The organism is Pseudomonas sp. AN-B15 (assembly GCF_019056475.1).
GTDB classification, from domain to species: domain Bacteria; phylum Pseudomonadota; class Gammaproteobacteria; order Pseudomonadales; family Pseudomonadaceae; genus Aquipseudomonas; species Aquipseudomonas parakoreensis.
This window is the reverse complement of the sequence record NZ_CP049737.1, coordinates 4,899,458-4,923,605: the sequence shown is the minus strand read 5'-3', so window position 1 is coordinate 4,923,605 and position 24,148 is coordinate 4,899,458. Positions and strand designations below refer to the sequence as shown.

General features: G+C 59.8%; 15 protein-coding genes and 1 riboswitch. Of the genes, 9 read left to right on the top strand and 6 right to left on the bottom strand.

Annotated elements, in window-relative coordinates:
* Window positions 1-34 precede the first annotated feature (34 nt).
* Window positions 35-2,176, bottom strand: a complete 2,142-nt coding sequence (locus tag GTQ41_RS22185; RefSeq protein ID WP_047296463.1) for a methyl-accepting chemotaxis protein — start codon at window positions 2,174-2,176, stop codon at window positions 35-37.
* Between the two features lie 263 nt (window positions 2,177-2,439).
* Here GTQ41_RS22185 and GTQ41_RS22180 point away from each other — a divergent pair, with 263 nt between their 5' ends.
* Window positions 2,440-3,258 (top strand): M48 family metallopeptidase, encoded by an 819-nt coding sequence (locus GTQ41_RS22180; protein WP_025109318.1) that lies wholly within the window; start codon window positions 2,440-2,442, stop codon window positions 3,256-3,258.
* A 188-nt stretch (window positions 3,259-3,446) separates the two neighbouring features.
* Here the strand turns inward: GTQ41_RS22180 and GTQ41_RS22175 are convergent, their stop codons facing one another.
* The 3 genes from GTQ41_RS22175 to GTQ41_RS22165 all read right to left on the bottom strand — a co-directional run bounded on the left by GTQ41_RS22175 (window position 3,447) and on the right by GTQ41_RS22165 (window position 6,281).
* A complete protein-coding gene (locus GTQ41_RS22175; protein WP_047296462.1) occupies window positions 3,447-4,031 on the bottom strand; it encodes a TMEM165/GDT1 family protein in 585 nt (194 codons plus the stop codon).
* Between the two features lie 75 nt (window positions 4,032-4,106).
* A riboswitch (yybP-ykoY riboswitch) is annotated at window positions 4,107-4,243 on the bottom strand.
* 40 nt (window positions 4,244-4,283) lie between these two features.
* Window positions 4,284-5,282, bottom strand: coding sequence for a class I SAM-dependent methyltransferase (locus tag GTQ41_RS22170; RefSeq protein ID WP_047296460.1), 999 nt, complete (start codon window positions 5,280-5,282; stop codon window positions 4,284-4,286).
* A gap of 33 nt (window positions 5,283-5,315) precedes the next feature.
* Window positions 5,316-6,281, bottom strand: a complete 966-nt coding sequence (locus GTQ41_RS22165) for a 2-hydroxyacid dehydrogenase (RefSeq protein WP_047296459.1) — start codon at window positions 6,279-6,281, stop codon at window positions 5,316-5,318.
* Window positions 6,282-6,552: 271 nt separating this feature from the next.
* On the opposite strand from GTQ41_RS22165, the gene GTQ41_RS22160 reads away from it, so the two are divergent.
* Window positions 6,553-7,182 (top strand): LysE family translocator, encoded by a 630-nt coding sequence (locus GTQ41_RS22160; protein WP_047296457.1) that lies wholly within the window; start codon window positions 6,553-6,555, stop codon window positions 7,180-7,182.
* 94 nt (window positions 7,183-7,276) lie between these two features.
* Here GTQ41_RS22160 and GTQ41_RS22155 read toward each other — a convergent pair whose 3' ends face one another.
* A complete protein-coding gene (locus GTQ41_RS22155) occupies window positions 7,277-8,041 on the bottom strand; it encodes a helix-turn-helix domain-containing protein (protein ID WP_047296455.1) in 765 nt (254 codons plus the stop codon).
* 100 nt (window positions 8,042-8,141) lie between these two features.
* Between GTQ41_RS22155 and GTQ41_RS22150 the strand changes: the two genes are divergently transcribed.
* From GTQ41_RS22150 to GTQ41_RS22130, 5 genes are all read left to right on the top strand, one after another.
* Window positions 8,142-9,326, top strand: a complete 1,185-nt coding sequence (locus GTQ41_RS22150; RefSeq protein WP_047296453.1) for an MFS transporter — start codon at window positions 8,142-8,144, stop codon at window positions 9,324-9,326.
* A 147-nt stretch (window positions 9,327-9,473) separates the two neighbouring features.
* Entirely contained in the window at window positions 9,474-11,156 is a 1,683-nt protein-coding gene (locus GTQ41_RS22145; protein ID WP_217325359.1) for a fatty acid--CoA ligase, read from the top strand.
* 338 nt (window positions 11,157-11,494) lie between these two features.
* Window positions 11,495-13,384: a DUF1302 domain-containing protein gene (locus GTQ41_RS22140; protein WP_217325358.1), complete on the top strand. Its 1,890-nt coding sequence runs from the start codon at window positions 11,495-11,497 to the stop codon at window positions 13,382-13,384.
* 28 nt (window positions 13,385-13,412) lie between these two features.
* Window positions 13,413-14,777: a DUF1329 domain-containing protein gene (locus tag GTQ41_RS22135; protein ID WP_047296448.1), complete on the top strand. Its 1,365-nt coding sequence runs from the start codon at window positions 13,413-13,415 to the stop codon at window positions 14,775-14,777.
* A 203-nt stretch (window positions 14,778-14,980) separates the two neighbouring features.
* Window positions 14,981-17,713 (top strand): LuxR C-terminal-related transcriptional regulator, encoded by a 2,733-nt coding sequence (locus GTQ41_RS22130; RefSeq protein ID WP_047296445.1) that lies wholly within the window; start codon window positions 14,981-14,983, stop codon window positions 17,711-17,713.
* A gap of 110 nt (window positions 17,714-17,823) precedes the next feature.
* Here GTQ41_RS22130 and GTQ41_RS28815 read toward each other — a convergent pair whose 3' ends face one another.
* Window positions 17,824-21,945 carry a M10 family metallopeptidase C-terminal domain-containing protein gene (locus tag GTQ41_RS28815; RefSeq protein WP_302183181.1) on the bottom strand — a complete coding sequence of 1,374 codons (4,122 nt, stop codon included), beginning with the start codon at window positions 21,943-21,945 and terminating at the stop codon, window positions 17,824-17,826.
* Between the two features lie 522 nt (window positions 21,946-22,467).
* On the opposite strand from GTQ41_RS28815, the gene GTQ41_RS22120 reads away from it, so the two are divergent.
* Window positions 22,468-23,112, top strand: a complete 645-nt coding sequence (locus GTQ41_RS22120) for an MBL fold metallo-hydrolase (protein WP_047296437.1) — start codon at window positions 22,468-22,470, stop codon at window positions 23,110-23,112.
* A 114-nt stretch (window positions 23,113-23,226) separates the two neighbouring features.
* Window positions 23,227-23,961: an OmpA family protein gene (locus GTQ41_RS22115; protein ID WP_007961595.1), complete on the top strand. Its 735-nt coding sequence runs from the start codon at window positions 23,227-23,229 to the stop codon at window positions 23,959-23,961.
* Window positions 23,962-24,148: the final 187 nt, after the last annotated feature.

The window sequence follows — 24,148 nt, the reverse complement described above, 5'->3', positions numbered from 1 at the left end:
AGCTGCCGCAGGCTGCGATCTTCTGATCTTGCTGTTAAACCTTGAACTGATTGATCAACCGCCGCTGCTGCTCCGCCAGTTTGGTCAGGCCGGCACTCGCCGAACTCGACTCATCCGCACCGCCCGCCACCTCATTCGCTACCTGACCGATATTGATCACGTTGCGGTTGATGTCATCCGCCACGGCGCTTTGCTCTTCAGCGGCACTGGCGATCTGCGTGTTCATGTCATTGATCACCGACACCGCCTGAGTAATCGTCTCCAGCGCTTCAGCCGCTTTCGCCGCGTGCTGCACACTTTCGTCGGTGCGGTTCTGGCTGTCCTCCATGACCCGCACCACGTCGCGGGTGCCCTGTTGCAGTTGCTGGATCATGCTCTGGATTTCTTCTGTGGCCTTCTGGGTCTTCTGCGCCAGATTGCGCACCTCGTCCGCCACCACGGCAAAGCCGCGCCCCTGTTCGCCGGCACGCGCCGCTTCGATCGCGGCGTTCAACGCCAGCAGGTTGGTCTGCTCGGCGATCCCGCGAATGGCAGTCAGGATCGCGTTGATGTTTTCACTGTCCTTGGCCAGGGTCTGCACCACGCCCACGGCTTTGCCGATTTCCAGCGCCAGCGCACCAATCGAATTCGAGGTATCACGGACGATCTGCATGCCTTGGCCTGCGGCCTGATCCGCATGGCTGGCGGCTTGCGCCGCCTGGGTGGCGTTGCGCGCCACGTCTTGCGCAGTGGCGGTCATTTCCTGCACGGCCGTGGCGACCTGATCGATCTCGGCCATTTGTTTCTGAATGCCGATGTTGGTGCGAATGGCGATGTCGGCCGTGTGTTCGGAGGAATCGCTGACGCTCTGCACCGACGTCACCACCTGCGTGATCATCGCCTGCAACTTGGCGAGGAAGGTGTTGAAGCCTTTGGCAATCGAACCGAGTTCATCGCTGCGATCACTGCTCAGGCGGCGGGTCAGGTCGCCTTCACCTTTGGCAATGTCATCGAGCATGGCGACCATCTGCTTCAGGGGGCGGGCGATGCCGTGGCCCACCAGCCAGATCACCAGCAGGCCGATGCCGGCGATGATCAGACCGACCATGGCCATGCCGAAGGTATCGGATTTGCGCTGGGCCTCGAGATCGGCCTGAAGTTTCTGCAGATCGGCCATTACCGCGTTCAGCGGCAGCTGCAGCATCAGGGTCCAGCGCGCGTCGGTCTGGCCGATGCCGAATGGCAGGTACAACTCGATGCGGCCCTTGTCCTTGTTGACGGAGTAGGTGACTTCGCCGCGTTTGAGATTGGCCATGTTGGCAATCTGTTCGGCGTCGAGAATGTCGCTGACCTTTTCACCGAATTTGCTCGGGTCCTGGGTGTAGGCGACGATCCGCCCGTTGCCGCCGATCAGGGCCATTTGCCCGGCGCCGGTGTACAGCTTCTGGTTGGCGGCGAGAAGCATGTCCTGAATGAAGTTCACCGACAGGTCGGCGCCGACGATGCCCTGGAACGCGCCGTTGAGCATGATCGGTTCAATGAACGAGGCGAGCATGACGACTTTGTCGCCGACTTTGTACGGCGCCGGATCGATCACGCAGGGCTTTTTCGTCTCCTTGGAGCAGAGGTAGTACTCACTGGCGCGTACCCCGGTGGACAGGGTTTTCTGATCGTCGACATCGGCCAGTTTGTCCACGCCCAGACTGCCGTCGGTATTGCGGAACCACCACGGCAGGAAGCGTCCGTTGGCGGGATCGATACCGGTCACGGCGCTGCCGACGTAGGCCGCGTCATTGTGATCCAGTGCGTTTTTTTCCCAGCCGATGTAGGTGCCGAGAATTTTCGGGTTCTGCTCGACGTTTTCCTTGATCAGGCTGATCAATTGCTCGCGGCTGATGTTCAGTCGCGGCTGGCCGTCGGCACCCGGTGTGCCGAGCAGCGTGTTGACCCGCACGAGTCCGCCGGCGATCAGCAGCGGCGCTTCGAGTTCGCGCTGGATCTGGCTGACCTGGGTCTGCGCCAGCGAGGTCAGGCGCTGTTCGATGACTTGTTCGAATTGCGCCTGGGTGCGCTGTTGCACCATGTCTTGAGTGCGGGCGCCGGAAAACAGCGCGTACAGCACCAGCGCGGCGACCACGCTGAGGACGATGGCGCCGGCCAGGGCGGCGACGGAAAACTGGATCGACTTGAACTTCATGGGAGCTCCGCACGCGAGAGGACGTCTGCGCTGTTGTATCGGCAGCAGGCATGGCGCCATGAGTGTTGAGCGGAACAATGGGCGGAGGATGTCGCAAATGGATCGGTGCGCGACGCAGCGGCAGCAGACTTGCCGGTTGCTGTGAATTTTTTACGACAACAGCGGTGGGAAACTTCCGAAAGACGCTGCAACACGTCTGTTGTATCTGGCGCCGATACAATTCACCCCCTAGGATACGCGGCAGGTTTTCAGGGAGCTTTTGAATGAACAAGACATTGGTTGTAAGTGCACTGAGCGCAGCGTTGTTGCTGGCCGGTTGTCAGTCGGTCAACACCACCAGCGGCGGAGCCGTGGGCGTGGAGCGCAAGCAGTACATGTTCAGCATGCTGTCCTCGCAAGAGGTCGACCAGATGTATGCCCAGTCCTATCAGAAGACCGTCGGCGAGGCGTCGAGCAAAGGCGTGCTGGACAAGACCAGCCCGGAGGCCAAGCGGGTTCAGGCAATTGCCAACCGGCTGATCGCTCAGGCGCCGAATTTCCGCCCGGATGCTGCGCAGTGGCAATGGGAAGTCAACCTGATCAAGAGCGATGAGCTCAACGCCAACTGCGGCCCTGGCGGCAAGATCATTTTCTACACCGGACTGATCGACAGCCTGAAGCTGACCGACGATGAAATCGCCGCAGTCATGGGCCACGAAATCGCCCACGCCCTGCGCGAGCACGGTCGTGAAGCGATGTCCAAGGCTTATGGGATCGAGATGGCCAAGCAGGGTGCCGGTGCACTGTTCGGTCTGGGCCAGGACAGCCTGGCGCTGGCCGACACCGTGGCCAACTACGGCATGACCTTGCCCAACAGCCGCGCCAATGAAAACGAAGCCGACCTGATCGGCCTCGAACTGGCCGCCCGCGCCGGCTACAACCCGAATGCCGCGATCACCTTGTGGAACAAGATGAGCAAGGCCTCGGAAGGCGCGCCGCCGGAATTCATGAGCACTCACCCGGCCTCGTCCAGCCGGATCGCTTCGTTGCAGGCGGCGATTCCGAAGGTAATGCCGTTGTACGAGAAAGCGCCGAAGTCCTGATAGGCATTCCGGGCAAGTCGAACCTGCTGCTGTAGTGAGGGGATTCATCCCCGATGGGCTGCGAAGCAGCCCCAAAACCTATGACTGCGGTGTACCAGGTACACCGAGGTGGTCAGCTTTGGGGCGCTTCGCAGCCCATCGGGGATAAATCCCCTCACCACAGATTTTGTGGGGTTCAGTGGATAGGGTTAAACCCAGCCGCTGCTCTGCATCGCCTTGTACACCGCAACAATCGCCAGAATGAAGAACGCCGAAGCCGCCAGGCGACGGATCAACGTCAGTGGCAATTTCTCCGCAGCAAAGTTACCCGCCAATACCACCGGCACGTTGGCAATCAGCATGCCTGCCGTGGTGCCGATAATCACCAGCCACAGCTCAGGGTATTGCGCCGCCAGCATCACAGTGGCGATCTGCGTCTTGTCACCGATTTCCGCGAGGAAGAACGCGATCAGCGTGGTCAGGAAGGGCCCGAACTTGCGCGCGGTGCTGGCTTCATCGTCATCCATCTTGTCCGGGACCAGCGTCCACAGTGCAGTGGCGGCGAAGCTCGCGGCAAGAATCCAGTGCAACACCGAGTCGGAGAAGAAGCTGCCGAACCAGGCGCCTACCGCACCGGCTGCTGCGTGGTTGGCCAGGGTCGCGGCGACGATACCGGCAATGATCGGCCAGGGTTTGCGAAAGCGAGCGGCGAGAATCAGCGCGAGCAGTTGCGTCTTGTCGCCGATTTCGGCCAAGGCAACGATTGCGGTGGGAACGAGTAACGAGTCCAGCATCAGGATTTTCCTAAGGGGCGGGTCGACACGGCTATGACACGTACAGCCTTCCCGCCCCGGGTAAGGTGTGCGTGTCATAGGTCTTGTCAAACCCTGCGATCCGTCTGGTGCGGACGCTGGGGTCGCATACGCCATGATCTGAGGATCAAGTATGTTGACGTATGCCGGACGAGCTTGGCGCTCGTGGGAGACTACTCCCCTAGGACGGAGCGGATTCTGCCTAGGCAGAATCCATTCGGCAAGTGCTAATTTTCAGCCGCGCTTGGCCCGGTAAATCCGGAAACCATTGCCTTCGGCCTTGATCGCGCACACGCCCAGGTGCTCTTCGATCAATGGCTGATATTTCAGGAAGCTGTTCGCAACCAAGCGCAGTTCGCCGCCGTTTTTCAGATGTTTGGCTGCTTTTCGCAGCAAATTCTCAGTAGCGAAATAATCCGTATGCACCCCGACATGGAACGGCGGGTTGCTCAGAATCGCGTTCAAACCCATGGGGGCAGCGTCGATGCCGTCACCGGTCAGCACTTCGGCTTCCAGACCGTTTGCCGCCAAAGTCAGACGACTGCTGGCGGCGGCGAAGGCATCGACGTCGAGCAGGGTCACCTGATTGTGCGGATAACGCCGTTTGACCGCCGCGCCCAAAACCCCGGCGCCACAACCGAAATCCAGCAGATGACCGCTCGGCAGTTTGTCCAGGTGTTCCAGCAGCAGGGCGCTGCCACGATCCAGCCGGCCATGACTGAATACACCGGGCAGGCTGATGACTTTCAGCGGGCCTTCGGCCAGTGGCAGCTCGTACGTCTGCGCCAGGCTTTCCAGCGATTTGGCTTCCGGCGCGTTGGCCACGGTCACTTGCCACAGTTGGCAATGGCGCGCGCTGTCGAGTTTGCGCGGTTTGCCAAACGGGTTGAGCTGCTTGGATGCGCCCTCGATACCGCTGCGTTTTTCCCCCACCAGAAACACCTCGCGCCCGGGCAGACGTGCGGCCACGGCATTGAGGATGTAATCGGTCAGGTCCTTGGACTTGGGCAAAAACACCACGGCGCTGTCGAACGCGCGCTCCGGCACGTTTACGCCGAAATGGCTGCGACCTTCGAAACGTGCATCGAGTGCCGCCTGATCGCCGGCGTGCCAGCACCAGCCGAACGCATTCGGCAAACGCCCGAGCAAATCGTCGGCGGGCAAACCGGCCAGCAACAGCGAACCCTGGAATAACTCGGCCTGACGAAGCAGTACTTCACTGCGCGGATCCATAACTGCTCCTTGGAAAAAAAGTGCCGCAGTTTATCAACTGACGACCCGCAGCGCTGTACCGCTGAAGAACGCCTGGGCGTTTTCGGTCAATTGGCCAACGATACGCTGCCGTGCTTCGCGACTGCCCCAGGCGTTGTGCGGAGTGACGATCAGCCGTGGAATATCGCCCGCCAGCAGCGGGTTGCCGTTGACCGGCGGTTCGACACTGAGCACATCGGTCGCCGCACCGCCGAGGTGACCGTTGCGCAGGGCATCGGCCAAGGCTTGCTCGTCGATCAAACCACCGCGAGCGGTGTTGACCACAAAGGCACCGGGTTTCATCGCCGCCAGCTCGCGGGCGCCGATGACGTGTCGGGTGTGTTCATTAAGCGGGCAGTGCAACGTCAGGGCGTCGATCTGCGGCAGCAGTTCGTCCAGGGGCAGACGATCCGGGCGTGCCGGGCGGCCGGGAATCTGCCCGAGCAACACACGCATGCCAAAGGCTTCGGCCAGCCTTGCGACCGCGCCGCCGAGTTCGCCATGACCGAGCAGACCGAGGGTTTTGCCCTCCAGTTCGACGATCGGGTAGTCCAGCAGGCAGAACTGTCTGGCTTGCTGCCAGCGACCATCGCCAACGGCTTTTTGATAATCGGCCAGGCGGGTGGCGAGGTTGAGCAGCAACATGATCGTGTGCTGCGCCACCGACGGCGTGCCGTAACCCTGACAGTTGCACACGGTAATGCCGTGGGCGCGGGCTGCGTCCAGATCGACGTTGTTGGTGCCGGTGGCGGTGATCAGGATCAGTTGCAGATCGGGATTGGCGGCCATCGCGGCGGCGTCGATGCGGATCTTGTTGGTGATCGCCACGCAGGCACCGTGCAGGCGTTCGGCGACTTGTTCCGGTGCGGTCTGGGCGAACAGTTGCAGGTCGCTGAAGCAGGTGCGCAAGGGGCTGAGGTCAAGATCGCCGAGATCCAGAGACGGGTGATCGAGGAATACGGCGCGGCGCGGGTTCGTCATCAACTGTACCTTTTGTGCTTGGAACGGAAGGCGTAATCTGCCGAGCCTACCAGATGAAACAATTGGTTACGCACAGCGCCCGCAATACCCTGTGGCGAGGGAGCTTGCTCCCGCTGGGCTGCGAAGCAGACCCAGACCCATTCACCGTACTGTGTCAGGCACACCGGTGTTTCAGGTTACGGCTGCTGCGCAGCCGAGCGGGAGCAAGCTCCCTCGCCACAGGGTTTGAGCCAGTTGATGAATTGTTTTTACTCATTAAAGAGGAGCCCCCATGTACTGGACCGAGTTCTTGACCGTTGCCCTGATCCACCTGCTGGCCGTGGCCAGTCCCGGCCCGGACTTTGCCGTGGTGGTGCGCGAGAGCGTGACCCATGGTCGTCGCGCCGGCACCTGGACCGCGCTGGGTGTGGGCACGGCGATTTTCCTGCATGTGGGGTATTCGCTGCTGGGCATCGGCCTGATCGTGTCGCAGTCGATCGTGTTGTTCAACGCCTTGAAGTGGGCCGCGGCCGCTTACCTGCTGTACATCGGTTTCAAAGCCTTGCGCGCGCAGCCGACGAAAACCGTTACCGATGACCTGCACAAGGAAGCTGGCGTGCGTACCGCGCGCGGCGCCTTCACTTCGGGCTTCGTCACCAATGGCCTGAACCCGAAAGCCACGCTGTTTTTCCTTTCACTGTTCACCGTGGTGATCAACCCGCACACCCCGCTGGCGGTGCAGGCCGGGTACGGGGTTTACCTGGCGGTGGCGACTGCGACCTGGTTCTGTCTGGTGGCGATGCTGTTCAGCCAGCAACGCGTACGCGCCGGTTTCGCCCGCATGGGCCACTGGTTCGACCGCACCATGGGTGCGGTGCTGATCGCGATCGGCGTGAAACTGGCGTTCACCGAGATGCATTGATCAACACTCACTGTAGGAGCTGCCGCAGGCTGCGATCTTTTGATCTTCTAAAAGCAGAATCAAAAGATCGCAGCCTCGTTTCACTCGACAGCTCCTACACGAGTTCGCTCAGCTTGCTCAGGGTTTGCAGATAATCCCGAGGATTCTCCCCGAGCAAACGGCGAAACATCGCGCTGAACGCCCGCGCGCTGCCGTACCCCAGGTCCCGCGCCACGCGTTGCACGCTGTCCCCGGCTAGCAGGCGCGGCAGCGCTTCCATCAGGCGCAGTTGCTGGCGCCAGGCGTTGAAACTCATCTTCAATTGTCGCTGGAACAGCCGCGCCAGAGTGCGTGAGCTGGCGCCGACCCGTTGCGCCCAGTCTTCCAGGGTGTTGGGGTGATCCGGGGTGTCCAGCAACGCCAGACAGATGTTCTGCAGGCGTCGGTCGGTGGGCATTGGAATGTGCAGCGGCAGGTTTTCCAGGCTGGCGAGCTCTTCCAGCATCAACTGCTGGATCAGCGGATTGTCCGCGTGCGGCGGGCCTTGTACGGCGCGCAGGATCAGCTCGCGCAGTAACGGCGTCACCGCCAGCACGCAGCACTGTTGCAGGCTGGCCGGTGACAGCTCGGGGGCAATGAACAGCGAGCGCATCTGCACATCGCCGGACATGAATATCTCGTGCGCGACTTGCGGTGGAATCCATACCGCGCGGCTTGGCGGAATCACCCAGGCACCGAGGGCGGTGACCACCCGCATGATCCCTCTGACGGCATACAGCAACTGCGCCTCGCGGTGCAGGTGCAGCGGCTGGTGCGCGCCGTCCAGATAATCCCGGGGATAGGCACTCACCGGGCCGTGTTCGAAGTGGCTGATCAACATGTCGGATTCGATGACCTGGTTGGCAGGTATGCGCTTTTTCGCCAACTTAGCATAAAGCCGCTGACAACCATTCGCCCATAACAAACTAAAGCGTGCCGCCATGAACCAATCCCGAAACGTGATCCGCTACGTCAATGCTGCCCATGTGATCGATCACATGTTCATGCTGATTTTCCCCGCCGCCGTGCTCGGCATGACCCAGGCCTTTGGTCTCGATTACGCCGCGCTGATCGGTCTGTCCCTGGGTGGGTTCATTGCCTTTGGCGCCTGCTCGTTACCCGCCGGCTGGCTGGGCGATCACTGGAGCCGGCGGCAGATGATGCTGGTGTTTTTCTTCGGCATCGGCGCCTCGGCAATCTTCACCGGGCTGAGCACCAGCCCGACGATGCTGGTGATCGGGTTGACCTTGATCGGAATTTTCGCCGCGATCTACCACCCGGTGGGCACCGCGATGCTGGTGGCCTACGCGCAGAATCGCGGGCGGGAGATCGGCATCAATGGCATGTGGGGCAACCTCGGCGTGGCGTTCTCGGCGCTGGTCACCGGTTTGCTGGTGGCGCAGTTCGGCTGGCGTTCGGCCTTTGTGTTACCGGGCGTGGTGGCGATCATGCTGGGAATCGGCTTTGCCGTGCAGGTGCGCGAAGAGCCGATCCCGCAGCGTCCGCACACCGCGCTGAAGGGCGCTGCCGGGCAGCGGATTTCGATGCTCATGGTGTTTGGTGTGCTGGCACTGGCGACGGCCACCGGCGGTGTGGTGTTCAACGCCACCACCATGACCTACCCGAAGCTGTTTCAGGAACGTCTGCATGACTTGTTCGCCTCGCCGCAAACCCTCGGCGTGGTGGTCAGCCTGGCGTATGCCTTTGGTGCAGTGGCGCAGTTGAGCATCGGCCAGGTGTTGCACCGAGTCAGCCTGAAATGGCCGTTTATTGTGTTGACGCTGTTTCAGGCGCCGCTGTTGTTCGCCATGGCGTATGTCGATGGCTGGGCAGTGATCGTGCTCGGTGCGGCGTTCATGTTCGTGGTGTTCGGTCAGGTCACGGTGAACGACTCGATGGTCGCCAATTTTGTCGCGCCGCAGTGGCAGTCACGGGTCTTCGCCCTGCGTTACTGCCTGTCGTTCGGCGCCAGTGCGACAGCGATTCCGCTGATTGCCTATGTCGAGCCGCGTCATGGTTTCGCAGGGCTTTACTTGATACTGGCGGGTTTCGGCGCATTGACCTTCCTTGCTGCGCTGGTTTTCCCACGGACGCCTTCCGAAGCGGCTGTAGGGCAAACGGCCTGATCGGCGCTGAAATACGGGCAAATGCTGGCGCAAAGCTAGCATTTGTACGGCTGTGCAAATCATTCCTTCGGCTGATTTAGCTGGGGTATAACGGCTCTAGAGTAATGCTCTCTACGCCAACACCGTGCAGCCAGAAAAGGGATTCATATGTTGCAGACTCGCGTCATTCCCCCGGCCGATGGGGCCTACCAGTATCCATTGCTGATCAAGCGGTTGCTGATGTCCGGCGCCCGCTACGAGAAAACCCGCGAGATCATCTACCGAGACCAGTTGCGTTACAGCTATCCGACCCTGATCGAGCGGGTTGCGCGGCTGGCCAACGTGTTGACGGCGGCCGGGGTGAAGGCGGGGGACACCGTGGCGGTGATGGACTGGGACAGCCATCGCTACCTGGAATGCATGTTCGCCATCCCGATGCTCGGCGCGGTGATTCACACCATCAACGTACGGCTGTCGCCGGAGCAGATCCTCTACACCATGAACCACGCCGAGGACCGCTTCGTGCTGGTCAACAGTGAGTTCGTCGGACTGTATCAGGCCATCGCGCCGCACCTGACCACGGTGGAGAAAACCCTGCTGCTGACCGATCTGCCGGAAAAGACCGCCGAGCTGCCGAATCTGGTCGGCGAGTACGAGCAACTGCTGGCCGCCGCCAGTGCGCACTACGACTTTCAGGATTTCGACGAGAACTCCGTCGCCACCACGTTCTACACCACCGGTACTACCGGCAATCCGAAGGGCGTGTACTTCACCCATCGGCAACTGGTGCTGCACACCATGGGCGTGTCGACGATCATGGGCGCGATCGACAGCGTGCGCCTGCTCGGCACCGACGACGTGTACATGCCGATCACGCCGATGTTCCATGTGCATGCCTGGGGTTTGCCGTACGTGGCGACGATGCTCGGGCTCAAGCAGGTTTATCCGGGGCGTTACGACCCGGAGTTCCTGGTCGAGCTGTGGCGCAAGGAGAAGGTCACGTTTTCCCACTGCGTGCCGACCATCCTGCAAATGCTGCTCAACGCCAAAGGCGCGCAGGGCACCGATTTCGGCGGCTGGAAAATCGTCATCGGCGGCAGTGCGCTCAATCGCACGCTGTATGAAACCGCCAAGGCCCGGGGCATTCAGTTGACGGCGGCGTACGGTATGTCGGAGACCGGGCCGCTGGTCTCGTGTGCGCACCTCAACGATGAATTGATGGCCGGCACCGAAGATGAGCGCACCACTTACCGGATCAAGGCTGGTGTGCCCGGGCCGCTGGTGGAAGCGGCGATCGTCGACGCCGAGGGCAACTTTCTCCCCGCCGATGGCGAAACCCAGGGCGAGCTGGTGCTACGCGCGCCGTGGCTGACCGAAGGCTATTTCAACGAGCCGCAGAAAGGCGCCGAACTGTGGGCCGGCGGGTGGCTGCACACCGGCGATGTGGCAACGCTCGACAGCATGGGCGTGATCGACATCCGTGACCGTATCAAGGACGTGATCAAGACCGGCGGCGAGTGGATCTCTTCGCTGGACCTTGAAGACCTGATCAGCCGTCATGTGGCGGTACGTGAGGTAGCAGTGGTGGGCATCGCTGATCCGCAGTGGGGCGAACGGCCGTTTGCGCTGCTGGTGATCCGCGAAGGTCACGAGATCGGCGCGCGCGAGCTCAAGGAACACCTCAAGCCGTTCGTGGAATTGGGGCACTTGAGCAAGTGGGCGATTCCGAGCCAGATCGCCCTTGTTACGGAAATTCCCAAGACCAGTGTCGGCAAGCTCGACAAGAAGCGCATTCGCCTCGACATCACCGAATGGCAGGCCAACAACAGCACCTTCCTCTCGACACTTTGAGTGTCTGCTGGCGCGCCGAAAACGGCGCGCCAGACCCACCAAGCAAGCGCTTGGCTTGTTAAATCGAAAAAATCAGCCATCCTTGCCGGGCCGACATCTGTCGGACTGGCGAAAGGACTGTTCCAGAGTGGCTGGCAGCTGCAAATCACACTTTAGAGGGATCAAGCGATACCCACCTGCTGGCTATAGTCCGCTCAAGGATTTTTAAGAACGGGGCACACGCACGACACGGGGCGATGCAACTTTGGAGTGACGTCGGGCGGCTACTGGCTCCCGGTCTTCCAGGCGTTTTTAAAAGTACTCAATGCCATAACAATAATGCACATGGAGTAGCGTCGATGACATCAGTAAACCAGTTCTGGCGCCGGGCTAAACTGCCTCTGGCCGTCAGTCTTGCCTCTACGCTCGCCGGGCCCGCATTCGGCGTCAGTTTCAACGTCGGTGAAATCGAAGGTCAGTTCGGCTCTTCGCTCTCCCTGGGCATGAGTATCTCGACTCAGCAGCCGAACAAGGACCTTATTGGTGTCAACAACGGCGGCAAGGGCCTGTCTCAGACCTCCGACAACGGTCACCTGAACTTCAAGAGCGGGCAAGCCTTCTCGAAGATCTTCAAAGGCATCCATGATCTCGAATTGAAATACGGCGACACCGGGGTCTTCGTCCGGGGCAAATACTGGTACGACTTCGCGCTGCAGAACCAGGACCTGGAATACAAGGACGTCAGCAACCACAACCGCGATGTGGCGGCGCGTTCTTCCGGCGGGCAGATCCTCGACGCCTTCGTTTACCACAACTATTCGATTGCCGATGAGCCAGGTTCGGTGCGCCTGGGCAAGCAGGTAGTGAACTGGGGCGAAAGTACCTTCATCGGCGGTGGCATCAACTCGATCAACCCGATCGACGTGTCCGCGTTCCGCCGTCCGGGTGCCGAGATCAAGGAAGGTCTGATCCCGGTCAACATGTTCTATGTGTCGCAGAGCCTCACCGAAAACCTTTCGGCCGAAGGTTTCTATCAGATCGACTGGCAGAAGACCGTCACCGACAACTGCGGCACGTTCTTCTCGCAGCCGGACATCGTCACTACCGGTTGCGACGACAACTTGCGGGTATTGAACAAGCGCTCGACCATCCCGGCCATCGCGCTCGGCCCGTTGGCAGGCGCGGGTGTCGACGTCAACGAAGAGGGTGTGCTGGTGCGCCGTTCGCCTAATCGCAATGCGCGTGACAGCGGACAGTGGGGCGTTTCCGCCAAGTACATGTTCGACCCACTGGCCACCGAGTTCGGTGCCTACTTCATGAACTATCACAGCCGCGCGCCGATCTTCAGCGCCACCGGCGCGCCACAGTCGATCTATAACGGCGTGGCGGCATTGCCGGGGCCATTCCGGGCGCTGGGGCCACTGGTGGTCGCGGGCAACTCGGAATACTTCATCGAATACCCTGAAGACATTCGCCTCTACGGTCTGAGCTTCTCCACCACCCTGCCTACCGGTACGGCGTGGAGCGGTGAGGTCAGCTACCGGCCGAATGCGCCGGTACAGTTGAACTCCACCGACATCCTGTTCGCCGGCGTGCGTCCGCTGGGTGGTGCGTTGAGCAATGCATCGGTCCTCAACGGCGTGCCGGGCCAGGACCTGCACGGTTACAACCGCAAAGAGATCACCCAACTGCAAACCACCCTGACGCACTTCTTCGATCAGGTGATGGGCGCCAACCGCCTGACCCTGGTGGGTGAGGTCGGCGTGACCCACGTCGGTGGCCTGGAGAGCAGATCCGAAGCCCGCTACGGCCGCGACCCGGTGTTCGGCCCGGGTGAGTTGCCTGCCACTGGCGGTCTGAACACCTGCTCGCAGATCCTCAACACCTCGACCATCAACGGTGCCGGTCCGGGGGCGTCGCGCGATAACGTGTCCAGCAACTGCAACAACGACGGTTTCACCACCTCGACCTCGTGGGGCTATCGCGCTCGTGCGATCTGGGATTACAGCGACGTGTTCGCCGGTGTGAACCTCAAGCCGAACGTGGCCTGGTCGCATGACGTGAAAGGCTACTCGCCAGGCCCTGGCGGCAACTTCGAGGAAGGTCGCAAGGCGATCAGCCTCGGTCTGGATGCCGAATACCAGAACACCTACACGGCGAGCCTGGCCTACACCAACTTCTTTGGCGGCGACTACACGACCGTGGACGATCGTGACTTCGTTGCCCTCAGTGTTGGCGTGAACTTCTAAGCACAGTTTTTTCAGGACGAACACACATATGAAAATAACAAAGAGTCTGTTCCAAGCCGGTGTTCTGGGGCTGTCGCTGCTGGCGACCAGCGTCATGGCGGCCGTTCCCGCCGCCGAAGCCGACAAACTGGGCAAGAGCCTGACGCCGATGGGCGCTGAAATGGCAGGTAACGCCGACGGTTCGATTCCGGCCTGGAAACCGCTGCCGAAGAATGCCGGTACCGTCGACAGCAAGGGTTTCCTGTCCGACCCGTTCGGCAGTGAAAAACCGCTGTTCACCATCACCGCGCAGAACGTCGAGCAGTACAAGGCCAAGCTTGCTCCGGGCCAGTACGCAATGTTCAAGCGCTACCCGGATACCTTCAAGATGCCGGTGTACCCGTCCCATCGCGGCTCGACCGTGCCGGATGACGTGTTTGCCGCGATCAAGAAGAACGCCACCACCACCAATCTGGTTGCCGGCGGTAACGGTCTGGAAAACTTCGACACCGCCGTGCCGTTCCCGATTCCGAAAAGCGGTCTGGAGGTGATCTGGAACCACATCACCCGCTATCGCGGTGGCAGCGTGACCCGTCTGGTCACCCAGGCCACGCCGCAAACCAACGGCTCGTTCAGCCTGGTGTATTTCCAGGACCAGTTCGTGTTCCGCGACAAGATGAAGGATTACGATCCGGCCAACCCGGGCAACATCCTGTTCTACTTCAAGCAGAAAGTGACCGCGCCGGCACGTCTGGCCGGTACCGTGCTGCTGGTGCACGAAACCCTCGACCAGGTGAAGGAACCGCGCAAGGCCTGGGTTTACGCCACTGGCCAGCGCCGTGTACGTCAGGCACCGCAAGTGTCCTATGACGGTCCGGGTACTGCCGCGGATGGTCTGCGCACTTCCGACAACCTCGACATGTACAACGGTGCGCCGGATCGCTACGACTGGGCGCTGGAAGGCAAGAAAGAGATGTACATCGCCTCCAACAGCTACAAGATCGACTCGCCGACCCTCAAGTACGCCGACATCATCAAGGCCGGTCACATCAATCAGGATCTGACCCGTTACGAGTTGCGTCGGGTCTGGCACGTGGTCGCCACCCTGAAACCGGGTCAGCGCCACATCTATGCCAAACGTGACTTCTACATCGACGAAGACACCTGGCAGGCAGCGGTCATCGACCACTACGATGGTCGCGGTCAGCTGTGGCGCGTGGCCGAGGCGCATGCCGAGGATTACTACGACAAGCAAGTGCCGTGGTACGCGCTGGAAGCCCTGTACGACCTGCAATCGGGCCGCTACCTGGCGCTGGGCATGAAGAACGAAGAGAAATCAGCGTATGACTTCGGCTTCTCTGCCACCAAGAGCGAATTCCAGCCGGGCAACCTGGGCCAGGACGGTATCCGCTAAGCTTTGACCCGAGGCCGCATCCTCGAAAAAACGCCCCGACTGGTTCGGGGCGTTTTTTTTCGTCGCGATTTTGTGCACGAGCGCCTGCTGGCTCGTAGTCTTTTTGTAGCCATTTGTAGCAATAACCTTCAAACCCTCTACGTTTACCGCTAGTCTGCGGACATCTGCTACGCCGCCAACAGCCATTCAAACAAGAGCCGGCCATGACTGATCTGTCCCCGCTTCCGGATCCTGCAAGCGCTGCCGTCGCGACACTGGACGGGCGTTTTTTTCGCCCGCCACTGCCCGACGGATACGTTTTGCGACCGCGTCTGTGTGAGCGCCTGAGTGCGGGGCTTGCGGGGCGCCTGTTGCTGGTCTGTGCGCCAGCAGGTTTCGGCAAAAGCTCGCTGGCGGTGGAGTTCTGTCAGAGCCTGCCGGCGCACTGGCGAAGCCTCTGGTTGGGCCTGAGCCCGCGGGATAACGATCCGGGACGTTTTCTCGAGCGTTTGCTGGAAGGGTTGCAGGACTACTTTCCGAATCTGGGCAGTCGCGCGCTGGGTCTGTTGAAGATGCGCCAGCGCCATCAACCGTTTGCCTTCGAAGAATGGCTCGACGGCTTGCTCGATGAGCTGGCGCTGCAACTGCAGCCAACGGCGCCACTGTTGCTGGTGCTCGATGATTACCATCTCGCCCAAGGCCCGGTGCTCGACCGCTGCCTGCAGTTTTTCCTCAATCACTTGCCCGATGGCTTGCTGGTCATGGTCACCAGTCGGCAGCGCCCGGACTGGCATCTGGCGCGCCTGCGCCTGTCGCGGCAACTGCTGGAACTGCACGAGCATGATCTGCGACTGACCCATGACGAAGCACTGACCCTGCTTGATCGACACAGCAGTTCATTGCGCGGTGAAGCCCTGGAAAACTTGATCCAGCGTAGCGAAGGCTGGGTGGCCGGGCTGCGTTTCTGGTTGCTGGCGGCATCTGAAGCCGGCAGCGAGGCCGCGTTACCGCAAGCGCTGAACGGCGGGGAGGGGCTGATTCGCGACTATCTGCTGGAGGAAGTCATCGATTGCCTGCCCGCCGAGGTACAGGCATTTCTCTACGACACCGCGCCTCAGGAACGCTTTTGCAGCGAACTGTGCGACGCGGTGCGTGAAGCCCACGACAGCGCCGAAATCCTGCGGTTTCTGCTGGCGCATCAGGTGTTCCTGGTGCCGCTGGACGAGCACGGTCACTGGTATCGCTATCACCATCTGTTTTCCGATCTGCTGCGCAGCCGGCCCGTGACCCAGACGCTGGTGCCGGCGGCGACCCTGCATCTGCGCGCCTGCCGCTGGTTCAATGCTCAAGGGCTGCTCGACGAAGCGGTGGAGCAGGCCTTGCGCGCCGGCCATCTGGATGTGGCGGCGAACCTGGTGCAGAACCTGTCCGAGGAACAACTGCTCGCCGAGCAGAATATCGGCATGCTGCTGCGCTGGAAGATGGACTTGCCCGACAGCCTGTTGATCAGTACACCCCGCTTGATCGTTCTGTACAGCTGGGCGCTGGGGCTGGCCTGTCAGCTGGATGCCGCTGAAGAGCTGGCCAGTCATTTGAGTCGCTTCCTGCCCGCGCCTTCGGCCTCTGCGCAGAAGTCGATGCTTGCACAATGGCTGGCGCTCAGCGGGATCATCGCTCGTGGGCGTGGTCATCGTGAATTGACTCAACGCTATTGCAGCGAAGCGCTGGAAAGCCTGCCGGTAAAACGTTACGGGCAACGTCTGATGTGCCTGTCGACCTTGTCCAATCTGGCGATCGCCGACGGCGACCTGTGGCGCGCCCGGGGCCTGAATCGCGAATCCCTCGAACTGGCGCAGCGGGTCGGCAATCCGTTGTTCGAAGCCTTGGCGCATTACGACCGGGCGCGGGTACTGCAGTCGCGCGGGGAAATACTGCGCGCGCGGGATGAGGTGCATCAGGGCCTGGAACGGTTGCGTGGACTGTCCCCGCAACGTCTGTATGCGGTGCGTGCGCGGCTGACGCTGTACGAAGGTTTTCTGTTGTCCATGCGCCTGCAACCCCAGCAGGCCCGGGCTCGATTGCTGAGCGGTCTGGCCGAAGCGCGGGCCTGTCGCGATATCAGTGTGTTGATCGGCCACTGCGTGATCGCTCGTCTGGACGGCAGCTCAGGCGAGTTTGCCAGGGCCTTTGCCGAACTCGCCGAAGCCGAGCGCCTGATGCATATCTGGGATGTGCCACCGATCTACTACCTGGCGATGATCACCCTGGTCAAATGCGAACTGTGGCTGGTGCAGGGCCGTACCGATCTGGCCGAGGCCTGGCTGGCGCGTCTTGGTCAGACCTATACCGGCGAGCGTGCAGCGGCGCCACCGGAATTTCATCCTCAATTGCCATTGCATGTCGAACTGCAGCAAGCGCTGCTCGATGTGATTCAAGGGCAGCCGATGCTCGCCGAAGGACGGTTGAATGTGCTGTTGGAAAGCGGTCAGCAAACCGGTCGACAGTTGCTGTGTGTGATGGCGCTGGCGCAGAAGGTCGCCTTGTTGCTGGGCACTGGCCGCGAACCGGAAGCACGCAAAGTATTGAGTCAGGCGCTGGAAGCGGCGGCGGGTGGCGTGATACAGCCGTTTGACGCACTGATCCGAGAATATCCGGACTGGTTGCGCAGCCAATTGCATGCTTCGCCGGCATTGGCAGGACAATCGTTACTGGCGCATTTTCCGCTGGTGGCGACTCGGCCGGTGGTCGAGTCCACCGCAGCCGAACAACTCAGCAGCCGGGAGCTGGCGGTTCTGCGTTTGATTGCCCAGGGCTGTTCCAATCAGGAAATCAGCGAGCAACTGTTCATTTCACTGCACACCGTGAAAACCCATGCCAGCCATATCAACAGCAAGTTGGGGGTCGAGCGGCGTACGCAGGCGGTGGCGCGGGCCAAGGAACTCGGGCTGCTGGTTTAGCATTGCAAAAACCATTTCTTTAAAAACAAAAAACGCCCCGAACAAGTCGGGGCGTTTTCGTTTGTCCATTTCAGCCTGTCGTCAGGCCGAAATAGCTTTCAATCAGACCGTTAGGCCACCAGATCTTGCGCGCTGAACGTATTCACGCCGACAAGCTGGATTTCGAAGTCCGGGCCAGCGTTGCCGCTGACGTTGCCCGACAGGACGTGATCAACAAAGCGCAACTGCCCCGCACCCGTAAAGGCATCTGCACCAATGAAGTTGAAGCCGTTGACGCCGGCACTCAGCAGATTGGCATCGAACTTCGTCAGGTCGATCTTATCGCCCTGCTGGCTGTTGAAGTCGGTGATGACGTCGCGATTGGCACCGATGCCCATTTCATTGACTGCAGCGAACACGAAGGTATCGGCTCCTGCGCCACCAATCAGAGTGTCGATGCCGGCGCCACCGTCGAGGAGGTTGTTGCCAGCGTTGCCGGTAATAGTGTTGTTGAGGGTGTTGCCGGTGCCATTGAGGTTATTGCCGCCGACCAACAGCAGATTCTCAAGATTGCTTCCCAGGGTATAACTCACGTATGAGAAAACCGAATCGATTTCAGTCAGAGAGGTGCCAAGTTCGATGACGGTATCGCCCTCGTTATCGACCACGTAAGAGTCGTTACCGGAGCCGCCGGACATGATGTCGGCGCCAGCCTTGCCATCCAGAATGTTGTTGGCGCTGTTGCCGGTCAAGGTGTTGCTCAGATCGTTGCCGACCAGGTTGAGGCTGTCGGAGCCCAGAATCTGACCAGCTTCGATATTGGCGGACAGGACGTAGCTGACGGTGGTCTGAACCAGATCGACGCCTTCGTTGGCTGCTTCGATGATGATGTCGTTGGCATTGTCGACGACATACGTGTCATCGCCGGTTCCGCCGCTGAGGGTATCGGCACCGGCACCGCCATTGAGGATGTCGTTGCCGGCACCGCCTTGAAGGTTGTTGGCCTGAGCATTACCGAGCAGGGTGTTGTTCAGGTCGTTGCCCAAGACCGAAAACGCGCCGACGGCCTCGAGGGTGACGTTTTCGATATTGCGCAAACTGCTGATGTTCAGATCGACGGTGCTAGTCTGCGGCGTTGGCGTGTAGCCGATGTACAAGGTGTCCAGCCCTTCGCTGGCCAACTCCTGGATCAGAGCCAGTTCGCCGACTTGATCGACCAGATAGGTATCGTTGCCAGCTCCACCGATCAGGGTGTCCAGACCGCCACCGCCGTTCAAGATGTTGTTGCCGCTGTTGCCGGTCAACACATTGTTTTGGGCATTACCGCTGGCGTTGGTGTTCATGATCCCGGTGAGGGTCAGGTTCTCGACATTGGCACTGAGGGTGTAGCTGACCGACGCCATCACGGTATCGATTTCGTTGGCCAGAGCGCTGGTTTCGACGACTACATCCTGGGTGTTGTCGACGATGTAAGTGTCGTTGCCGGTTCCACCAATCAGAGTGTCGATGCCGGCGCCACCGTCGAGGAGGTTGTTGCCAGCGTTGCCGGTAATAGTGTTGTTGAGGGTGTTGCCGGTGCCATTGAGGTTACTGCCGCCGACCAACAGCAGATTCTCAAGATTGCTTCCCAGGGTATAACTCACGTATGAGAAAACCGAATCGATTTCAGTCAGAGAGGTGCCAAGTTCGATGACGGTATCGCCCTCGTTATCGACTACGTAAGAGTCGTTACCGGAGCCGCCGGACATGATGTCGGCGCCAGCCTTGCCATCCAGAATGTTGTTGGCGCTGTTGCCGGTCAAGGTGTTGCTCAGATCGTTGCCGACCAGGTTGAGGCTGTCGGAGCCCAGAATCTGACCAGCTTCGATATTGGCGGACAGGACGTAGCTGACGGTGGTCTGAACCAGATCGACGCCTTCGTTGGCTGCTTCGATGATGATGTCGTTGGCATTGTCGACGACATACGTGTCATCGCCGGTTCCGCCGCTGAGGGTATCGGCACCGGCACCGCCATTGAGGATGTCGTTGCCGGCACCGCCTTGAAGGTTGTTGGCCTGAGCATTACCGAGCAGGGTGTTGTTCAGGTCGTTGCCCAAGACCGAAAACGCGCCGACGGCCTCGAGGGTGACGTTTTCGATATTGCGCAAACTGCTGATGTTCAGATCGACGGTGCTAGTCTGCGGCGTTGGCGTGTAGCCGATGTGCAAGGTGTCCAGCCCTTCGCTGGCCAACTCCTGGATCAGAGCCAGTTCGCCGACTTGATCGACCAGATAGGTATCGTTGCCAGCTCCACCGATCAGGGTGTCCAGACCGCCACCGCCGTTCAAGATGTTGTTGCCGCTGTTGCCGGTCAACACATTGTTTTGGGCATTACCGCTGGCGTTGGTGTTCATGATCCCGGTGAGGGTCAGGTTCTCGACATTGGCACTGAGGGTGTAGCTGACCGACGCCATCACGGTATCGATTTCGTTGGCCAGAGCGCTGGTTTCGACGACTACATCCTGGGTGTTGTCGACGATGTAAGTGTCGTTGCCGGTTCCACCAATCAGAGTGTCGATGCCGGCGCCACCGTCGAGGAGGTTGTTGCCAGCGTTGCCGGTAATAGTGTTGTTGAGGGTGTTGCCGGTGCCATTGAGGTTACTGCCGCCGACCAACAGCAGATTCTCAAGATTGCTTCCCAGGGTATAACTCACGTATGAGAAAACCGAATCGATTTCAGTCAGAGAGGTGCCAAGTTCGATGACGGTATCGCCCTCGTTATCGACCACGTAAGAGTCGTTACCGGAGCCGCCGGACATGATGTCGGCGCCAGCCTTGCCATCCAGAATGTTGTTGGCGCTGTTGCCGGTCAAGGTGTTGCTCAGATCGTTGCCGACCAGGTTGAGGCTGTCGGAGCCCAGAATCTGACCAGCTTCGATATTGGCGGACAGGACGTAGCTGACGGTGGTCTGAACCAGATCGACGCCTTCGTTGGCTGCTTCGATGATGATGTCGTTGGCATTGTCGACGACATACGTGTCATCGCCGGTTCCGCCGCTGAGGGTATCGGCACCGGCACCGCCATTGAGGATGTCGTTGCCGGCACCGCCGATCAGGGTGTCCAGACCGCCACCGCCGTTCAAGATGTTGTTGCCGCTGTTGCCGGTCAACACATTGTTTTGGGCATTACCGCTGGCGTTGGTGTTCATGATCCCGGTGAGGGTCAGGTTCTCGACATTGGCACTGAGGGTGTAGCTGACCGACGCCATCACGGTATCGATTTCGTTGGCTAGAGCGCTGGTTTCGACGACTACATCCTGGGTGTTGTCGACGATGTAAGTGTCGTTGCCGGTTCCACCAATCAGAGTGTCGATGCCGGCGCCACCGTCGAGGAGGTTGTTGCCAGCGTTGCCGGTAATAGTGTTGTTGAGGGTGTTGCCGGTGCCATTGAGGTTATTGCCGCCGACCAACAGCAGATTCTCAAGATTGCTTCCCAGGGTATAACTCACGTATGAGAAAACCGAATCGATTTCAGTCAGAGAGGTGCCAAGTTCGATGACGGTATCGCCCTCGTTATCGACCACGTAAGAGTCGTTACCGGAGCCGCCGGACATGATGTCGGCACCAGCCTTGCCATCCAGGATGTTGTTCAGAGCGTTGCCGGTAAGGGTGTCATTAAATACCGATCCAACGGCATTCTCGATTTTGGCACCATAGGCAATTGCCAGACCGTCATTTATGGCGGTCTGATTATTGAGATCGATAAAGACTTTGCCGATTTGGCTATAGGCGCCTTCATTCAAATTGATGCTGACCGCTGAAAGTTGATTGCTACCGTCAATCGTGTCATTGCCGCCGGCATCCCAAATGGTTTCGAAAATGGATTGGTCGGCATTCCATTTGTAAATGTTGTCGCCAGTCTGCCATTGCATATTGGCGCCATACAGACTCTGGATCGCGATGATGTCCAAAACCATCGGCGTGGTTGGCTCATAGGAGTAATTGTTGTTGTAGCTCATCACTGTGAAGTGAACATCGTCCAGCGTCGGATCCAACAAGGTTTTATTGGTATTGCTCGTATCGAATGGGTGCTTAAGGCCCAGAGCGTGGCCGATTTCATGAATAAACGTCATGTAATCGTAATCACCCTTGCCAGGGTTTGGTTCGTTGGTCTGCGGGCCGATCCACACGTCGCCGGCTACCGGCGTGTCGTCAGGAAAGTAAGCCCACGCAGCGGTCTTGTTGTCCATCAAGCGATAGCCACCAAAACGCATGTCGCCCACGTTCGTGAGAGTGTCACTGGTCAGCGTAAAATTGAGGTTGGCAACGGCACTCCATCCACTTAGGGCACTGGTAATAGCCGTTTTTTGTCCCGCCGTGAGTTCATAGAGGGCGTTGTACTCGTTGTCGGGACTATAGTCGGTAATGAAATACGATGTGCCCGGTGCCATGAAGCTGTAACTGAGATTGGTCGGTCCAGTAGGACTCCAATTCGCCCCTAACCAATAAGTACCGGAAATGAGGCTGTCGACGATGGCGTTGCCGGTCAAAGTAGCTGGGAAGCTAAAGGAGTAGGTCTTGGGCGTAGGCATGCGTGGAGTTCCTGAGTGCGCTGCGGCCCTTCCTGAATGCGACCGCTACAAAAAATGCGATTTTGCACCAGAAACAATACATTTGACATCATTGAGCCATCATTTTTCGGATTGGTGGCGTCAAATAACTGACCGGGCGATCTGTATCGGCATGTGCAGTAGAATTCTGAAATAAGCCTCACGACCGTTCGTCCAGGATTTTTCATGACTGCTCTCAGCTCTACACTCATCCGCGAAACCTTCCCCGTCGGCCCGCTCCAGTGCAACTGCACGATCATCGGCGACCCGCTCACTAAAAAAGCCATCGTGATCGACCCGGGCGGCAATCCTGACCTGATCATGGCGCGCCTTGATGCCCACGGTCTGAAAGTGGTCAGCATCATTCATACCCACGCCCACCTCGATCACTTCCTCGCTTCCGGGCTGATGAAAGAGAAAACCGGCGCAACCTTGCATCTGCACAAGGACGATCAGTTCCTATGGGACAACCTCGAGATGCAATGCCAGATGTTTGGTGTGCCGTACACCCCGGTACCGTCGCCGGATCGCTGGTTGAGCGACGATGAAGAACTGGCCTGTGGCTGCGGTGTCGCGCTGCATACGCCGGGACATACGCCCGGTTCCATGAGCTTTTGGTTTTCCGAGGCTAAGCTGTTGATTGCCGGCGACACGTTGTTTCGTCGAGGGGTAGGGCGCACGGATTTGTGGGGCGGCGATCAGGCGACCATCGTGCGATCGATCAAGCAGCGGCTGTACACGCTCGACGAAGACGCCATCGTGGTTGCCGGGCATGGTCCGGACACGCGTCTCGGGGATGAAATGCGGGAAAACCCGTTCGTGCGCGCCTAAACATTTTGTCACGAGTATGCGGCGGAATTTTTCGGCATTGTCATGATCCAACGCCCGCACAGGTCTATTGCCTAGGGCCGCTGCCACACAAAATGCAAAAACCAGGAGCACTTCATGTTCACCACGCCTCGTTTGATTATTGTTGCTACCGCTGTGGCCATGTTGGCCGGTTGCGCCTCGCCCAACCCGTATGACAATCAGGGGCAGGCCGACGGTGGCTCGCAAGGCATGAGCAAAACTGCCAAGTACGGTGGACTCGGCGCTCTGGCCGGTGCCCTGGCAGGTGCCGCCATCGACCACAACAACCGTGGCAAGGGTGCCTTGATCGGCGCGGCGGTGGTCGGTGCTTCGGCCGCCGGTTACGGTTACTACGCCGACCAGCAAGAGAAAAAGCTGCGCGCCAGCATGGCCAACACCGGGGTTGAAGTACAGCGCCAGGGCGATCAGATCAAACTGATCATGCCGGGCAATATCACCTTCGCCACCGATTCGGCGAACATCGCGCCAAGCTTCTACCAGCCGCTGAACAACCTGGCGAACTCGCTGAAAGAGTTCAACCAGAACCAGATCGAAATCGTCGGCTACACCGACAGCACCGGCAGCCGCCAGCACAACATGGACCTGTCCCAGCGTCGTGCACAGAGCGTGGCAACCTACCTGACCTCGCAAGGTGTCAGCGGTGCCAACCTGTCGGCCCGTGGCGCCGGCCCGGATAACCCGATTGCCAGCAACGGTGACGTCAATGGCCGCGCGCAGAACCGCCGCGTCGAGGTCAACCTGAAGGCGATTCCGGGTCAGCAGTATGGTGGTCAGCAGCAACAGCCGGGTACGGTTCAGCAATATCCGTAACTGAATGCTTGAGTGATGAAATGCCCGGTCTTGTGACCGGGCATTTTTTTGCCTGAACGCAGTCGCCCTGTAGGAGTTGCGGCACGCTGCGATCTTTTGATCTTCAGCTCTCAACAGCACGATCAAAAGATCGCAGCCTCGTTTCACTCGACAGCTCCTGCAGGGTTGCTGGGCCTGTGCAGCACCA

Bases quoted from the DNA above. Each gene is read 5' to 3' on its own strand.
- GTQ41_RS22175 (WP_047296462.1), bottom strand. From the start codon at position 4,031: ATGCTGGACTCGTTACTCGTTCCCACCGCAATCGTTGCCTTGGCCGAA.
- GTQ41_RS22135 (WP_047296448.1), top strand. From the start codon at position 13,413: ATGAAAATAACAAAGAGTCTGTTCCAAGCCGGTGTTCTGGGGCTGTCG.
- GTQ41_RS22130 (WP_047296445.1), top strand. From the start codon at position 14,981: ATGACTGATCTGTCCCCGCTTCCGGATCCTGCAAGCGCTGCCGTCGCG.
- GTQ41_RS28815 (WP_302183181.1), bottom strand. From the start codon at position 21,945: ATGCGTTTTGGTGGCTATCGCTTGATGGACAACAAGACCGCTGCGTGG.
- GTQ41_RS22170 (WP_047296460.1), bottom strand. From the start codon at position 5,282: ATGGATCCGCGCAGTGAAGTACTGCTTCGTCAGGCCGAGTTATTCCAG.
- GTQ41_RS22150 (WP_047296453.1), top strand. From the start codon at position 8,142: ATGAACCAATCCCGAAACGTGATCCGCTACGTCAATGCTGCCCATGTG.
- GTQ41_RS22115 (WP_007961595.1), top strand. From the start codon at position 23,227: ATGTTCACCACGCCTCGTTTGATTATTGTTGCTACCGCTGTGGCCATG.
- GTQ41_RS22155 (WP_047296455.1), bottom strand. From the start codon at position 8,041: ATGTTGATCAGCCACTTCGAACACGGCCCGGTGAGTGCCTATCCCCGG.
- GTQ41_RS22120 (WP_047296437.1), top strand. From the start codon at position 22,468: ATGACTGCTCTCAGCTCTACACTCATCCGCGAAACCTTCCCCGTCGGC.
- GTQ41_RS22145 (WP_217325359.1), top strand. From the start codon at position 9,474: ATGTTGCAGACTCGCGTCATTCCCCCGGCCGATGGGGCCTACCAGTAT.
- GTQ41_RS22165 (WP_047296459.1), bottom strand. From the start codon at position 6,281: ATGACGAACCCGCGCCGCGCCGTATTCCTCGATCACCCGTCTCTGGAT.
- GTQ41_RS22140 (WP_217325358.1), top strand. From the start codon at position 11,495: ATGACATCAGTAAACCAGTTCTGGCGCCGGGCTAAACTGCCTCTGGCC.
- GTQ41_RS22180 (WP_025109318.1), top strand. From the start codon at position 2,440: ATGAACAAGACATTGGTTGTAAGTGCACTGAGCGCAGCGTTGTTGCTG.
- GTQ41_RS22185 (WP_047296463.1), bottom strand. From the start codon at position 2,176: ATGAAGTTCAAGTCGATCCAGTTTTCCGTCGCCGCCCTGGCCGGCGCC.
- GTQ41_RS22160 (WP_047296457.1), top strand. From the start codon at position 6,553: ATGTACTGGACCGAGTTCTTGACCGTTGCCCTGATCCACCTGCTGGCC.